Source organism: Nocardia sp. BSTN01 (assembly GCF_015354405.1).
GTDB lineage: Bacteria > Actinomycetota > Actinomycetes > Mycobacteriales > Mycobacteriaceae > Nocardia.
Window position 1 is genome coordinate 59,901 of sequence record NZ_JADKYP010000001.1, and the last position, 14,294, is coordinate 74,194.

The 14,294-nt window shown below is 67.2% G+C and carries 14 protein-coding genes; 8 read left to right on the forward strand and 6 right to left on the reverse strand.

Translation table 11 applies throughout. The features are described 5' to 3' along the window. Window positions 1-42 precede the first annotated feature (42 nt). The 3 genes from IRT45_RS00275 to IRT45_RS00285 all read right to left on the reverse strand — a co-directional run bounded on the left by IRT45_RS00275 (window position 43) and on the right by IRT45_RS00285 (window position 3,736). Window positions 43-1,842: an acyl-CoA dehydrogenase gene (locus IRT45_RS00275; RefSeq protein WP_194803876.1), complete on the reverse strand. Its 1,800-nt coding sequence runs from the start codon at window positions 1,840-1,842 to the stop codon at window positions 43-45. Between the two features lie 101 nt (window positions 1,843-1,943). Further along, window positions 1,944-2,522 (reverse strand): TetR/AcrR family transcriptional regulator, encoded by a 579-nt coding sequence (locus IRT45_RS00280; RefSeq protein ID WP_194803877.1) that lies wholly within the window; start codon window positions 2,520-2,522, stop codon window positions 1,944-1,946. Next, window positions 2,519-3,736 (reverse strand): cytochrome P450, encoded by a 1,218-nt coding sequence (locus tag IRT45_RS00285; protein WP_194803878.1) that lies wholly within the window; start codon window positions 3,734-3,736, stop codon window positions 2,519-2,521. Before IRT45_RS00285 ends, IRT45_RS00280 begins: the two co-directional genes overlap by 4 nt. A gap of 156 nt (window positions 3,737-3,892) precedes the next feature. Between IRT45_RS00285 and IRT45_RS00290 the strand changes: the two genes are divergently transcribed. The 3 genes from IRT45_RS00290 (at window position 3,893) to IRT45_RS00300 (ending at window position 6,504) form a co-directional block, all read left to right on the forward strand. Continuing rightward, a complete protein-coding gene (locus IRT45_RS00290; protein WP_194803879.1) occupies window positions 3,893-5,329 on the forward strand; it encodes an amino acid permease in 1,437 nt (478 codons plus the stop codon). A 189-nt stretch (window positions 5,330-5,518) separates the two neighbouring features. After that, window positions 5,519-6,097, forward strand: coding sequence for a C40 family peptidase (locus tag IRT45_RS00295; RefSeq protein WP_194803880.1), 579 nt, complete (start codon window positions 5,519-5,521; stop codon window positions 6,095-6,097). 131 nt (window positions 6,098-6,228) lie between these two features. Further along, window positions 6,229-6,504 (forward strand): hypothetical protein, encoded by a 276-nt coding sequence (locus IRT45_RS00300; RefSeq protein WP_194803881.1) that lies wholly within the window; start codon window positions 6,229-6,231, stop codon window positions 6,502-6,504. Window positions 6,505-6,537: 33 nt separating this feature from the next. Here the strand turns inward: IRT45_RS00300 and IRT45_RS00305 are convergent, their stop codons facing one another. Beyond that, window positions 6,538-7,413, reverse strand: a complete 876-nt coding sequence (locus IRT45_RS00305; protein ID WP_309240738.1) for an MHYT domain-containing protein — start codon at window positions 7,411-7,413, stop codon at window positions 6,538-6,540. Window positions 7,414-7,769: 356 nt separating this feature from the next. On the opposite strand from IRT45_RS00305, the gene IRT45_RS00310 reads away from it, so the two are divergent. From IRT45_RS00310 to IRT45_RS00325, 4 genes are all read left to right on the forward strand, one after another. Further along, window positions 7,770-8,213, forward strand: a complete 444-nt coding sequence (locus IRT45_RS00310) for a nitroreductase family deazaflavin-dependent oxidoreductase (protein WP_228533211.1) — start codon at window positions 7,770-7,772, stop codon at window positions 8,211-8,213. Window positions 8,214-8,278: 65 nt separating this feature from the next. Then, the gene (locus IRT45_RS00315) at window positions 8,279-8,767 is read left to right on the forward strand and encodes a MarR family winged helix-turn-helix transcriptional regulator (RefSeq protein WP_194803882.1); all 489 of its coding nucleotides are present in this window, start codon (window positions 8,279-8,281) and stop codon (window positions 8,765-8,767) included. Window positions 8,768-8,994: 227 nt separating this feature from the next. After that, window positions 8,995-9,744, forward strand: a complete 750-nt coding sequence (locus IRT45_RS00320; RefSeq protein ID WP_309240739.1) for a neutral zinc metallopeptidase — start codon at window positions 8,995-8,997, stop codon at window positions 9,742-9,744. A gap of 139 nt (window positions 9,745-9,883) precedes the next feature. Continuing rightward, a complete protein-coding gene (locus tag IRT45_RS00325; RefSeq protein ID WP_194803884.1) occupies window positions 9,884-11,113 on the forward strand; it encodes an acyl-CoA desaturase in 1,230 nt (409 codons plus the stop codon). 15 nt (window positions 11,114-11,128) lie between these two features. Here the strand turns inward: IRT45_RS00325 and IRT45_RS00330 are convergent, their stop codons facing one another. Both IRT45_RS00330 and sigJ read right to left on the reverse strand, forming a co-directional pair. After that, window positions 11,129-12,355, reverse strand: a complete 1,227-nt coding sequence (locus IRT45_RS00330) for a cytochrome P450 (protein WP_194803885.1) — start codon at window positions 12,353-12,355, stop codon at window positions 11,129-11,131. A 151-nt stretch (window positions 12,356-12,506) separates the two neighbouring features. Continuing rightward, window positions 12,507-13,394: an RNA polymerase sigma factor SigJ gene (gene sigJ, locus IRT45_RS00335; protein ID WP_194803886.1), complete on the reverse strand. Its 888-nt coding sequence runs from the start codon at window positions 13,392-13,394 to the stop codon at window positions 12,507-12,509. Between the two features lie 226 nt (window positions 13,395-13,620). Here sigJ and IRT45_RS00340 point away from each other — a divergent pair, with 226 nt between their 5' ends. Next, window positions 13,621-14,277 (forward strand): hypothetical protein, encoded by a 657-nt coding sequence (locus IRT45_RS00340; RefSeq protein ID WP_194803887.1) that lies wholly within the window; start codon window positions 13,621-13,623, stop codon window positions 14,275-14,277. The last annotated feature ends 17 nt before the right edge of the window (window positions 14,278-14,294 follow it).

The window sequence follows — 14,294 nt, forward strand, 5'->3', positions numbered from 1 at the left end:
CCGAATATCGCCAGGAGGGGTGGGTGTGTCCTCCCCGCTGTGCTAAAGCCAGGCGTCGTCGAGGTCGGTCGTGGTGCGATCCATCGCGTCGAGCAGATCGAAAAGCGGTGCGGTGCGAGGCAATTCCCAGTGGAAGAAGTACCGTGCGGCGGCCCGTTTGCCGCGGTGGAAGTCCTCGGATCCGCGGGCGGCGGCCACCGCCTGCTCCAGCCAGATCCAGGCCAGCACGACATGTCCGAACGCCTCCAGGTAGGCGGACGAATTGGCCAGTGCCGCTTCCGGATCGGCGTCGCGCCACACCGTGGCGGTGGTGGTCGCGATGCGTCCCGCGGCCGCGGCCAGCGCATCGGCGAAATCACCGAGTTCGCCGTCGCCGGTCGCGCGGGCGCGGTCGACCGTTTCCCCCATGGTGTCGAGCAGCAATGTCAGCGCGGCACCGCCGTCCGCGACCACCGCCCGGCCGAGCAGGTCCAGACTCTGAATGCCGTGTGTCCCTTCGTGAATCGGATTCAGGCGGTTGTCGCGGTAATGCTGTTCGACGTCGTAGTCGCGGGTGTAGCCGGCGCCACCGTGCACCTGGATGGCGAGGTCGTTGGCGGCCAGGCACCACTGGCTGGGCCAGCTCTTGGCGATCGGGGTCAGCACCCGCAGCAGGAGAGCGACGCGCTGCGCCTCCGCGGCGTCCACGGCGCTGCGCTGACGATCGATCAGCGTGCCGCAGTACAACTGCAGGCCGAGTGCGCCTTCGGCATACGCCTTCTGCGCCAGCAACATTCGGCGCACATCCGGATGTTGCGCGATCGGGACCTGCGCGCTCGCACCGCCCTTCGCGGTCACCGGGCGGCCCTGCGGCCGATTGCGGGCATAGTCGAGCGCCTTGAGGAAGCCGGTGTATCCCAGCGCGGTGGCGGCCAGACCGACGCCGAGGCGCGCCTCGTTCATCATGTGGAACATGTAGGTCAGTCCGCGATTGGGCTCACCCACCAGGTAACCGACCGCGCCCGGCGCGCCGCCGGGGGTGAACGCGCCGTCGCCGAAGACCGGCGCCGTGTTCACCGTGCCGCGCCAGCCCATCTTGTGGTTGATCCCGGCCAGCACCACATCGTTGCGCTCGCCGAGCGAACCACCCTCGGCGGGAAGGTATTTCGGCACGATGAACAGGGAGATGCCGCGCGTTCCGGCATCCGATCCGGGAATGCGCGCCAGGACCAGATGCACGATGTTCTCCGACAGGTCGTGGTCTCCGCCGGAGATCCACATCTTGCGGCCGAACAGCCGGTAGGTGCCGTCGTCCTGCGGCACGGCCTTGGTGGTGATGTCGGCCAGTGAGGAGCCCGCCTGCGGTTCCGACAGCGCCATCGTGCCGAAGTAGCGGCCGGTCAGCATCGGCCGCACGAACCGGTCGAGCTGATCCGAATCAGCGTGTGCGGCCAGGAGATTGGCATTGCCGATGGTCAGCAGCGCATAGCTGGCGGTCGCTACATTGGCGGCGTAGAACCATGCCATGCACGCGGTGAAGACGGTGTGCGGCAATTGCATACCGCCCACTCGCTCGTCCATCGCGGCCCCGACGAATCCGGCCTCGGCGAAGGCCGACAGCGCCGTCGCCACCTCCGGAATGATGTGCACCTTGTCGCCGTCGAAGGTCGGCTCGTGCAGATCGCCCTGGCGGTTGTGCGGGGCGAAATACTTCTCGGCCAGTTCCCGGCTCAGTGTGAGTACCTGATCGAAGGTTTCGCGGCTGTGCTCCCGATAGCGCTCGCGCTCGGTCAGCCCGGTCACGTCGAGCCACTCGTAGAGCAGGAAATCGAGGTCGCGGGCGGACATGATGAGCGAATCCATATCCCAAGCCTCCTGGGCAACGCCCGTGCGCGCAAGGGTGCGCGCGTGTGGCCGTCGCCGAGACGGCTCCGGGGCGGCGCCGTCGGGCCGCGCAGGTGTGCTCAGCCCGACCGGGCGACGAGGGGAGCGATGAAGCGCTCCAGCATGTCGCGCTCCTCGTCCTCGTCCCGGCCGGGCACCGTGAGCAGGGAGACGATGATGCGGGTCAGCCAGCGGGCCAGCCGGGTCCAATCCTCGTGTGCCTCATCGGGTCCCGAGGGCGTTTCGGTGGCGAACAGCGAGCGGGCGATGGCCTCGATCACCTCGGAGGTCTGGGCGATCTGCAGCGTGGCCCCGGCGTCGTCGGGCCGGAACCACGCGATCAGCAGGGGATCCGAACGCACCGCGCGCAGGCTGGCCAGCACCCCGGCGACGGCGCGTGCACCCGGGTCGGCGATGGCCCCGATCTCGGCGGTCACCCGGGCGCCCACTCGCCGTGCCTCACGATGCACATACGCCAGCTGCACCGCCTGCCGGTTGTCGAAGTAGCGGTACAGCGTCGCCCGGGAGCAGCCGGCGGCCTTGGCGATATCGCCCATCTGGGTCGCGTTCACGCCGCGTTCGGAGAACAGGCTCGCGGCGGCGTCCAGGATCCGTTCGGCCGCCTGCAGGGAGCGCGGATGCGCCAGCCAGTCGCTCATGCCGCGACGATGGGGACGTGGACCGGCCAGCGCACGTAATTGCCCTCGGTGTATCGGACGCTGTCCAGATCCACGGAGAAGTCGGGGCAGCGGGCCAGCAGTTCCCGCAGCGCGATGGTGGCCTGCATGCGGGCGGCGGCCGCGCCGAGGCAGTGGTGGTTGCCGTTGCCGAAGGTGAGAATGTTCTTCGGATTGCGGGTCACATCGAGTTCGCTTGCGTCCGAACCGTATTCGCGCTCGTCCCGATTGGCCGACGCGTACAGCATCAGCACCCGCCGGCCCGCCGGAATGGTGACGCCCTCGATGTCGACATCGCGGGTGGTGGTGCGGGCCAGGCCTTGCACCGGGGAGGTCATGCGCAGGAATTCGTCGACCGCGCCCGGGATCAGGCTCGGATCGTCGAGCAGGCGCTGGCGCTGCTCGGGGTAGCTGGTCAGCAATTGCACCGCCCCGCCCAGGTTTCCGGTGGTGGTGTCGTTGCCGCCGGTGATCATCGTGAACGCGAAGCCGATGATCTGCAGGATTTCGCCGAAGTCGCCGTCGGCGCCCAGTCCGGAGGCGACCAGATGCGAGACCGTGTCGTCCGCCGGTTCGCGTTTGCGCTTCTCGATCATCGCGATGAAGTACTGGGTCAGCTCACCGACCGCTTCCTGCGCATGCTCGATGCCGCCGGTCGCCGAGGCCGCCACGATCGCCTCGCTCCATCGGTCGAACTGTGCCCGATCCTCTTCCGGCACACCGAGATAATGCGCCACCACCATGGTCGGCAGCGGTTTGAACAACTCCACCGAGATGTCACCGCCACCGGCCGCGCGCAGCTTCTCGAGCCGCTCGATCACGAACGCCTCCACCGCGGGCCGGATCTCCTGGACCTGCCGCGGCGTGAAGCCCTTGGCCACGCGGCGCCGGAAAACGGTGTGCTCGGGCGGATCGGTGAAGACGAACGGCCGGTTCTCGCCGAGCCCGATCTCGCTGAGGTTGTTGTAGTCGACCGTCAGGCCCTGGGCGGAGGAGAACGTCTCGGGATCGCGCACCGCCGCATAGATATCGGCGTAACGCGACAGGACGTAGTAGTCCTCGTGCGGGCGGCTCTCGGTGACGACGTGGTGTACCGGATCGGATTCGCGCAGAGCGGCGTACATCGGCCAGGGGTCTCGCCAGGATTCGCCGGACCGCAAGGTGAAGCGTGCCTCGTGAGACATCGTCTTGCTCATGTATCGACGGTAAGACAAATCCTTGTTCATGTCTAGAACGTGTTCCATGGAATCGCGAGCCGCCGGCCGCCGGGTCGCCGCTCCCGATACCGGGCGACCGGCCGGTGAGATCGGTACTGTGGGCTCACCAGCGCCGCCCTCGGACAAGGAGCGCCCATGCGAACCGGTCCCGCTCTGCGAGAGTTCTTCCGGCGCAAGCCGATCGACCAGATCCAGGACGAATCCGCCACCACTCTGCATCGCACGCTGGGGCTGTGGCAGCTCACCGCCATCGGGGTCGGCGGGATCATCGGCGCCGGCATCTTCACCCTGGCCGGTGCGGTCGCCAATCAGACCGCCGGCCCGGCCGTGCTGGTCTCCTTTCTGATCGCCGGTATCGCCAGCGCCGCCGCCGCGCTCTCCTACGCCGAATTCGCGGGCCTCATCCCGCGCGCGGGTTCGGCCTATACCTACGGCTACGCGGTCCTCGGCGAGCCGGTGGGCTGGTTCATCGGCTGGGATCTGCTGCTCGAATACACCGCGATCGTGTCGGTGGTGGCGATCGGCATCTCGGGCTACATCCAATTTCTGCTGGGGCAGTGGGATATCGGGCTTCCCGAATGGATGCTGGGCGCGCCGGGAACCGGGCACGGCCATGTGGTGGATCTGTTCGCCGCGCTGCTGTGCCTGCTCATCGCGGCCTTGCTGAACCTGGGTATCCGGGCCGCGGCGCGATTCGAAACCTTCGTGGTGGGTTTGAAGATCGTGGTCGTCGTGGTGGTGATCGCGGTCGGGTTCTTCCATATCGACTCCGCCAACTACCACCCGTACTTCCCGTTCGGCATGTCCGGCGCGGTCACGGGGGCGGCGACCGTCTTCTTCGCGGTCTTCGGCTACGACGCGATGTCGACCGCGGCGGAGGAGTCGGTGGACGCGAAACGTCATCTGCCCAAGGCGATCCTGTTGTCGCTGGCGGTGTCGATGGTGCTCTATGTGCTGGTCTGCCTGGTCCTCACCGGCATGCAGCACTACACCGACATCGATCCGGAGAGCGGGCTGTCGACCGCGTTCGAATCGGTCGGCCTGCCCGGCCTGGGCAGCCTGATCGCGGCGGGCGCCATCGTCGGCATCATGACGGTGCTGTTCACCTTCATGCTCGGCGTCACCCGCGTCTGGTACTCGATGAGCCGCGACGGCCTGCTGCCCCAGTGGTTCGCCAAAACTCACCCGGTGCGCCAGGTGCCCACCCGGATCACCTGGATCGTCGGTATCGCGTCGGCGGTGATCGCGGGGCTGCTGCCCATCGGCCAGGCCGCCGAGCTGACCAATATCGGCATCCTGCTGGCGTTCATCGTGGTCTGTGCTGCGGTGATCGTGCTGCGCTATCGCCGTCCGGAGCTGCCGCGGAGCTTCCGCACGCCGTTGATGCCGGTGGTGCCGCTGCTCGGGATCGGCTTCTCGATCTGGCTGATCACCTACCTGCAGCCGGTGACGTGGTTGCGCTTCGCCGTCTGGTTCGCCGTCGGCGCGGTCGTCTATCTGGGCTACAGCCGTCGCCATTCCCTGCTGGCGACCGGCCCGGATGCGTCCGAAACCCCCGCCGGACGACAGTAGGGATTGTATCGAGATACCGCCGATATCTGAGGTATTTCGCGAATTTATCGTTTCGTTATTCGAATTGGTGTGTTCGTATTTGTTTTCGCTCCGACCGTGGCGAATCATGGCTCCCCGGATCCAACGATCGACTGATCACCGTGGTGTTTCGGAAATCTGCTCTCGCTACGAGACTCGGAGGAACGCATCATGGCAGGAACCGAGGCGGGTCGATGTACCCGCCGTTTGCGTCGTAAGGCCTGGTCGTCCGCGGCATCGCTGGCCGTTCTGCTCGGCGCGGCGGGCACGATGGTGGCGACCGCCGGCCCGGCACACGCCGACTCGCCATTCCCCGTCCCGGTCGTACCGGGAATTTCGCTACCACCGCAGTTCACCATTCCCGGACTCTTCCCGGAAATCACTCCGGCCCCGCCGGAGTACATGAAATCGGTCGGTGAGCGGGCGCTCGAGGCCGCCGAGTCCAAGATCGGCTCGGCCTACATCTCCGGCGCCGCCGGACCCGACGCCTTCGACTGCTCGGGCCTGGTCCAGTGGGCGTATCGGCAGGTCGGGGTGGACCTGCCGCGCACCAGCTACGACCAGTTGTCCGCCGGTACGCCGGTCGACCTGGATACGCTGCAACCCGGCGATCTGGTGTCGTTCTACGGCGGCGGTCACTCCGCCCTCTATGCGGGTGACGGCACGGTCGTACACGCCGCGACGAGCGGTGAGGGTGTCATCCGATCGGCGATCGGGCAGATGCCGGTCACCGGCGCTCGACGTTTCTGAGGCCGGCGGCGGGCACGCCACGCGGCTCGCCGATCCGGGGGTTCGAATCCGCCGCGAGGACATGTTGCGCGACAATGTGCGTGAGCTCGACCAGCATTGGACTGCAACGTGAATCGCGGAGGAGGGGGCCGGTGGCCGAGACCCGGGCTGATGCCGACGACGAGCCGTTCGGGCCGGTGCGCCGCTCGGATGCGGTCGACGGCTGGGAGTTGGCCGGTGACGGCACCCGCTGGTGGCTGGTCAAGGCGTTCGGCGAGGCCCGCGGTCTGGTGAAGCCGACCACGCGGACCACCTGTGCGTGGCGTGTCGAAGCCGCCGACGGCCGGATGTTGCGTGAGGTCAGCGCGCGATCGGTCGCGGAGGCGAAAGCCGCTGCGGAAGAATGGATCCGGAGGACGATCGGCTGAGCTGTCGCTCGGCCGATCGTCCGGATCGCCCGGCTATCGCCGGGGCGGCTGCCGCTTCGAGATCGCTTGCAGACTGAACGCCGGCTGATCGGGTGCGGGAGATTCCTCGGTGTAGGCGCGCGGCCACGCGCGGCCGCTGTCGGCGAGATCGAGATCGCCTGTGGTGTCGATATTCTCGCGACGCGAGGGCCCGTCGACCTCCGCGAGCCCGACGAGTACCACGAGCATGATGGTGACGAGTGTGACCACCATGATCAGCGGGGTGAGCAGCTGCACCGAGTCGACCCCGCCGGACGGTTCGGACATGTTGTCCATACGGTGCGCGGTCATGGATGCCATTCCGGTGTAATGCATTCCGCATACGGCCAGACCCATGATGAGCGCCGCGCCGACGGTGGCGGAGAACCCGCGCACGTGCAGGACGAACCACAGCGCCGCGGTCGCCGCCACCACGGCGATCAGCAGCGACAGGGCCACCAGCCCGGTGCTGTATTCGATGTGTGCGCCGGCGTGCATGGCGTGCATGCCGAGGTAGTGCATGGCCGCGACGCCGAAGCCGGTGATCATTCCGCCCAGGGGCAGTGCGATCGCTTCCCGGTGCCCGCGCACCACGATCGACAACCCGGCCCAGACCACGACGATCGCGATACCCGCGCTGAGCAGCGTCATCGGCACGTCGTAGCGGATGTTCGCGCCGTGGATCGAGAAACCGAGCATGGCGGTGAAGTGCATGACCCAGATACCGGCGCCGCCGAGTGAGACGGCCGCGGCGATCAACCAGCCCCCCGGCCAGCGCGAGGCCCGGGCGTGTGTGGCGCAGCGCAGCGCCAGAACGGATCCGATGAAGGACATGAGATAAGCCAGGACCGGGGTTACCCAGCCGTGGCTGAAGTGGTCGAGCTCGAGCACATGGTCTCCCGAAGCGAAAGAGGGGTTATCGATTCGTGACCGGACGATAGTTCACATTGCTCATGATCGTTACCCGCGCTCGTTCGTATCCGGGCGCGGGCGGTCTTGCCTGTAGCCGGGCAAATGTGCAGGTGATACAGGTTCATGCGGTGTGTGCACGGTGTTTGCCGACCTGTCGCCTGAGAGACACCGAACCGGAGGTGTGTTCTGGCGCACTTGCGCCACCTCGGGGGCCTACGGCCCTTGACGGGTTTACCGGACGAATCCGGACGTTCGGGACTATCCAAAGAGATATCGTACGGATATAGTATGAGAACAATAGGATATGGTTTCGAAAGTAGTGGAGGTTCCGGAGTATGGATACGCAGCGGTATCGGCGGATGGTCAATCGACTCAATCCGCTCGTCGTCGGCCTGCAACGGCTGGGAATCGGTTTCGGGCCGATGCAACTGCTCACCGTCGCCGGTCGGCGCAGTGGGCAACCGCGCACATTCCCGATCGCAGTGAACGAGTTGAACGGCGGGCACTACATCGTGCAGGCCTATCCCCGGGCGGCGTGGGTGGCCAACGTGCGGGCGGCCGATTCGGTGACGCTGACGCGCGGGCGCACCTCCTCTACCGCGCGCCTGGTCGAGGTTCCGGTCGGGCAGCGTGGGGATCTGCTCCGGGAATTGGTCGGATCCGGGCCCGCCAGTGTCGGGAATCGTTTCGTCACAACCGGTTTGGCCGACTCGGCGACGCCGGACGGGGTGGCGGCGGCGGCCGAGCGCATCGCGGTGTTCCGAGTCGAACGGCACTGACCTGCCGGAGCCGCACGCGCCGGGGATATCATATGAAAACCGTATGAATTGAGCGGAGGGTGCCGATGAGCTCGGAGACGGATCGCGCGGCCGCGCAGCAACGGCGCCGGCTGACCGTCGCCGTCAAGGATGCGTTGCGCGACTTGAACATTCAGCTCGCCTTGCTGAATCGGCGATTCGGCGGCCGCGTCGAACTCCGCGACGTGGACTGGACGTGTCTCGACCTGATCAACCGGCAAGGCCCTCTGTCGCCGACCGCCCTCGCCCGGCGCACCGGCCTGCACCCGGCCACCCTCACCGGCGTCCTGGACCGGTTGCAGAAGGGTGGCTGGATCGTCCGGGAACGTGACCCCGAGGCGAGCGACCGGCGCGCAGTCACCCTGCGCGCCGTCCGCGAACGCAATTCCGAACTGTTCCAGGTCTTCTCGGGTATGAACCGGCGCATGGACGAGCTGCTCGAGCGGTATTCGGAAACGGAACTCGAGGTGATCGCGGACTTCCTCCGGCAGACCGGGACCGCAGGGTCGGACTCCGCGTCCGAGCTCGGAAGTTGATCGGCGGCACACCGTCGGCGCCGACCGGACGCGCTGAGCTCTGGTACAAGTAGAGCGTGGAATTGCTTCGTGGGGGGATCTTTTCAGCTGTCGCCGCTCTGCTTCTCTGCGGTTGCGCGACGGCCCATTCGCCGAAACCCGTCGACTCGCCGGTCATGCCGCAGGCTACGGCGCGGTCCACACCCGGCCCGACGGCGGTCGCCGGAAATCGTCCGTATACCGGGCCGGTGAAATCCGATCCGGAGCTCGGCGGCAATCCGGTACTCGGCGAACAGGGCGTGGGCCTGTCGAGTGTCGATTGCCGGCTGCCCGGCTGGCGGAACACTCCGGACGGTGCCGAGGCCTACTACCGGGCCGCGATCGGCTGCCACGACGCCGCATGGGCGCCGACCCTGGCCCACTTCCGGATCGCCCCGTCCTCGCCCGCGCTGTGGGCGGGCGCCCGAATCGCTGACTACCACGGTGCGTGCAGTTCCACCGGCAGCAACCGGGAAGCGTTCTACTGTGCGGCCGACCGGACGATCGTGATGCCGTTCGACACCATGGCCCCGGTCATCGGCTACGGAGTCGGCAATGTGCTCGCGGTGCTCTCGCACGAATACGAGCACCACGTGCAACAGCTCACCGGGATCATGGCCGCCTTTCAGGCCCGGGCCTCGGCACTGAAATGGAGCGGACCGGAGGTCGACCTGCTCAACCGCCGGTTGGAGCTGCAGGCCTGGTGTTTCTCCGGGATGTTCTACGGCGTCAATACCGGACGCGGTTCGATCACCCGGAGCCTGGCCGACCGGGCCTACACCAACAACGCCGGTGCGGGCGATCGGCCGGGCGAACGACGCTGGCACGGGACCAACCAGAACGTCGCCAACTGGTTCGGGTGGGGCATGCATCCCAGCGGCGATCCCACCTCCGCCGCCGAACCGTCGCTGTACGAATGCAATCCGTGGGCGGCGCGCAGCGACGCGTGGCTGGAATGAACACACGGTCGCACGACACCTCGGTCGTGGCGTGGGCTGTCGATCCGGTGCGGGTAGGCTCGGGTCATCGGCGGGTCTCCGCATATGTCCTCGTCGGTGGGCGTTCGCGCCACCACACACCAATTCGAGGATGTAGACCATGGCAATCACCGAGATCGGCGCGTACGCACATCTCGGGCCCGCCGATATCGAGGCGCTGGGGCGTGAGCTGGACCGTATTCGCGCCGATGTCGAGGCCGATCTGGGGACGCGCGACGCGAACTACATTCGCCGGACCATCGTCTTTCAGCGCACTCTCGACGCCGCCGCGCGACTGATCATCCTCGGCGGACGCGGCCGCCTCGCCTGGCTGCTCGGTACGGCGGGCTTGGCGACGGCCAAGAGCGTCGAGAACATGGAGATCGGGCACAACGTCTCCCACGGTCAGTGGGATTGGATGAACGACCCGGAAATCCACTCCACCACCTGGGAGTGGGATATGGCCGGGCTGTCCGCGCAGTGGCGTTACGCGCACAACGTCCGCCATCACCTCTACACCAACGTGCTGGGCATGGACGACGATATCGGCTTCGGCGTCATGCGGGTGACCAGAGATCAGCGCTGGCGCCCGCGCCTGCTGCTGCAGCCCTTACAGAACCTGCTGCTGGCGGCGACATTCGAATGGGGTATCGCCTGGCACGATCTGGACTCCGAACACGACCGGGCCGCCGATGCCGCCGAGAAGGCCGGCCAGACCCGCGCATTGCTCGGAAAACTGATCCGGCAGGCCGGCAAGGATTACGTACTGTTTCCGGCGTTGAGCGGAAAGCGCTGGCGACGAACGCTTTTCGCCAACCTCGGCGCCAACGTGCTGCGTAACCTGTGGGCGTACCTGGTGATCTTCTGCGGGCATTTCCCCGACGGTGCGGAGAAATTCACGCCGTCGGTGCTGGAATCGGAAACCAAGGCGGAATGGTATCTGCGCCAGATGCTGGGCACCGCGAACTTCGACGCCGGACGGGTCCAGGCCTTCATGAGCGGCAATCTGTGCTACCAGATCGAACACCACCTGTTCCCGGACCTGCCCAGCAACCGGTACCGGGATATCGCCACCCGCGTGCGAGCGCTGTGTGAAGAATTCGATCTGCCGTACACCACGGGGCCACTGCTGCGGCAGTACGCGCTCACCCTCCGCACGATCCACAAACTGGCGCTGCCGGACCGCTTTCTCACCGCCACCTCGGACGATGCTCCCGAAACCGCCTCGGAGCGAAAGTTTCTCGGGCACCGCACCTTCGCCGACGCAGACGGCGCGCCCGCACGTTCGCGCCGAGGGCTGCGCACCGCGTTGCGTGCGGTGGCGGCGAAGACCGCGCTGCCGGCCGGATGAGCCGGTCGGTTCGGCCTATCCGTGCGGGCGCACCGGCAGTTCGGTGAGTCCCCGCATGAGCAGGCTCGGCTGCCATCGCGGGGCGAACGAGGGCGCCAGTGCCAGCTTCGGAAAGCGATCCAGCAGAGCGGTGAAGGCGACGGCCGCCTCCATGCGGGCCAGCGGAGCGCCGACGCAGAAATGGATTCCGTGGCCGAAAGCCACATGCCCGGACGGTTTCCGGCCGATATCCAGTGCGTCCGGCGAATGGTATCGATCGGGATCACGATCGGCCGCCGACAGGGCGACGTAGACCAATTCGCCTGCGGGAATGACGGTTCCGCCGATATCGACAGGTTCCTCGGTGTACCGGACCGTGGCCCAGCCGACCGGGCCGTCGAGCCGCAGAAATTCCTCCACGGCGGCGGTGATGCCCTCCGGGTCCGCGCGCAGCGCATCGAATTGGGGCCGGTTGCGCAGCAGCGCGAAGGTGCCGTTGCCGATGAGGTTCACCGTCGTCTCGTGACCGGCCACCAGCAGGAGGAAAGCCATCGCCACCAATTCCGGATCGGTGAGACGGTCGCCGTCGTCGGATTCGGTGGCCAGCCCCGACAGCAGGTCGTCGCCGGGCCGGATGCGCTTGTCCGCCAGCAGTGCCGTCAGATATCCGCCCATGTCGGCGGATGCGCGGTCGCGGTCCGCCAGATCTCCGGCGGCGCCCACCAGGATCTTCGTCCACAGCTGGAAATCGTCGCGATCGGTGAAGGGAATCCCGAGCAATTCGCAGATCACGGTGACGGGTAGCGGGGTCGCGAACGCGTGCAGCAGGTCGACCTCGTCGTGCGCCGCCACCTCGTCGAGCAGTCCGGCGGTGATCTCCTCGATGCGGGGACGCAATGCCGCCACCCGCCGCGGCGTGAAGGCCTTGTTCACCAGCTTCCGCAGCCGCGTATGTTCGGGCGGATCGGTATTGAGCATATGGGTGCTCAAGGCCTGCGCATCCGAATTCGACAGCACCGCAGAGCCTTTGCGCCGGAACAGGTCGATGGTGCCGGCCGAGTTCTTGTGCAATCGGGGATCGGCGAGCGCCGCCCGCGCTTCCGGATGGCCCACCACAACCCAGCACGGAATCCCGCGCTCGTGCGTGAATCGCACGTGGTGCACCGGTCCCCGGGCCCGCCAACGCTCGTAGTACTTGTGCGGATCGTCGTGGAAGTCCTCTTCCACCAGTTCGATCTGTTCGGATACCTCGGCCTCGGCCATACTGTGCTCCCTGCTACCGGCGCCGCTCGACGCTCCCCACGGTGTCAGCCCGGTCGTGACGGTGACCGTATCCAAAGTACCGAAAATCGCGCCGGGACGCGGATGCCCGATTTGCGGAGAAACCCGTTCCGCGCGAACCACTTTCGGCCCGTCAGGCGTCCGTCCACTGCCGCAACTTCTCCGGATTGCGGATCGCCCAGATGCGGGTGATCCGGCCGTCGGCGATATCGAAGGCGTAGACGGTCGCGATGGTGCCGTCGATCTGCGCCACCAGGCCGGGCTGTCCGTTGACGGTTCGCTCGAGCAGCGTGACTTCTCCTGCGCGGGAGGCGATGTGGATCCACGCCCGCGCGATCTGCTCGCCGCCGTTGATCGGATCGCGGAACGCCAGGACCCGGCCGCCGCTGTCGGCCGTCGCGACGGCCCGCGGATCCAGAATCTCGATCAATGCCTCGATATCCTTCGTTTCCCAGGCCCGTTTGAAGTCCTTGACGACCTCGGCGCGCTCGTCCCGAGACGGACTCGCCGACGTCTGGACGCGACGGCGCGCGGAGGAGGCGAGCTGGCGGCAGGCCGCGGGTGTGCGGCCGACGATATCGGCGATCTCCGCGAAGGAATAGCGGAAGACGTCGTGCAGGACGAACGCCACCCGCTCGGCCGGCGTCATGGAATCGAGTACGACGAGGAACGCCATACTGATCGATTCGTCGAGCGTCACCCGGTCGGCCGGATCGGTCGGTGCGGGTGCGCCCCATTCGCTGCGATCGGGGACCGGCTCCGGAATCCATTCACCGACATAGCGCTCGCGCCGGGCCCGCGCCGAACCGAGCAGATCCAGGCAGATGCGGCTGGCCACGGTGCGCAACCAGCCTCCGGGCGCCGCGACGGCCCGCTGCTGTTCCGGGGACATGGCATACCAGCGCGCATAGGTCTCCTGCACCACGTCCTCGGCCTCGGCGAGGGAGCCGAGCAGCCGGTAGGCGAGGTTGAGCAACGCCCGCCGCTCGCTCACCACGGCGCTCGATTCCGGATCGGTCATGACGTTCGCTCCCTCGTTCGGTACAGCCCCCTTCCACTGTGGACGAAACAGCGCGCCGAAATGTGAGGCCGATATATGCTGCCGTTCGCCGGTGAGAGTGGGGGAGTTCGCAATGAAAAGCTCGGTTCTGGTTGCGATTGTGGTCGGTGCAGTCGCGCTTTCGGGCTGCGGCGCCGGGGAGGACGGCGCTTCGGCGCCCACCTCGTCCGAACCGGTGGCTCGGCAGATGACCGCTGCGCCCGATCAGGATGCCGGTTGTCCGCTTCCTGCCGCACCGTCGGCAGGGTCTTACAGCGGCATCACCGTGCCGGTGCGGGAGCAGACGCCGAGCCTGACGACCGACGTCGTGCTGCCGCAACTCGAGGGTGGCGATCAGGCGGCTCGCGATCGGTTCAACGCGGCGATGCGCGCATCGCTGGCCGATCTGAGCGGCGGCGCCGCGAACGGTGCGCTGCACGACGCCCGGCTCCGTTGCGGCGAAACGAGCCGCGTCACCCGCATCGGCGCGCATGTCGTTGCGGGCGTGCTGATCACGGATCACACGTGGGAGGGCGGCCCGCATCCGGTCAACCAGATCGGCACCGTGGTGATCGACACCGGCACCGCACAACCCGTCATGCTGCCGACGGTCCTGCGTGACCCCGGTCAGGCCTGGGGCGCGCTCGCCACGACCGCCCAGAGTCTGGTGCCGGCGGACGGACCCACGCTGTTCACCCACGCTCCCGGCGCTGACGATTTCGCCGATTGGGTGCCCGCCCCGGAGGGACTCACCGTCTACTTCTCCGTCGCCCACGCCCGGGGCGACTACTACCCGGTTCAACTCCCGTGGAACCGGATCCGGGACCTGTTCGACCCGGCCGCATTCGCGATGCTGTCGAGCTGACCGGCCGCAACCGCCGA

Excerpts from the sequence above, each read along its gene's own strand:
- IRT45_RS00275 (WP_194803876.1), bottom strand. The coding sequence starts at position 1,842 with ATGGATTCGCTCATCATGTCCGCCCGCGACCTCGATTTCCTGCTCTAC.
- IRT45_RS00280 (WP_194803877.1), bottom strand. The coding sequence starts at position 2,522 with ATGAGCGACTGGCTGGCGCATCCGCGCTCCCTGCAGGCGGCCGAACGG.
- IRT45_RS00285 (WP_194803878.1), bottom strand. The coding sequence starts at position 3,736 with ATGAGCAAGACGATGTCTCACGAGGCACGCTTCACCTTGCGGTCCGGC.
- IRT45_RS00290 (WP_194803879.1), top strand. The coding sequence starts at position 3,893 with ATGCGAACCGGTCCCGCTCTGCGAGAGTTCTTCCGGCGCAAGCCGATC.
- IRT45_RS00295 (WP_194803880.1), top strand. The coding sequence starts at position 5,519 with ATGGCAGGAACCGAGGCGGGTCGATGTACCCGCCGTTTGCGTCGTAAG.
- IRT45_RS00310 (WP_228533211.1), top strand. The coding sequence starts at position 7,770 with ATGGATACGCAGCGGTATCGGCGGATGGTCAATCGACTCAATCCGCTC.
- IRT45_RS00315 (WP_194803882.1), top strand. The coding sequence starts at position 8,279 with ATGAGCTCGGAGACGGATCGCGCGGCCGCGCAGCAACGGCGCCGGCTG.
- IRT45_RS00325 (WP_194803884.1), top strand. The coding sequence starts at position 9,884 with ATGGCAATCACCGAGATCGGCGCGTACGCACATCTCGGGCCCGCCGAT.
- IRT45_RS00330 (WP_194803885.1), bottom strand. The coding sequence starts at position 12,355 with ATGGCCGAGGCCGAGGTATCCGAACAGATCGAACTGGTGGAAGAGGAC.
- sigJ (WP_194803886.1), bottom strand. The coding sequence starts at position 13,394 with ATGACCGATCCGGAATCGAGCGCCGTGGTGAGCGAGCGGCGGGCGTTG.
- IRT45_RS00340 (WP_194803887.1), top strand. The coding sequence starts at position 13,621 with ATGACCGCTGCGCCCGATCAGGATGCCGGTTGTCCGCTTCCTGCCGCA.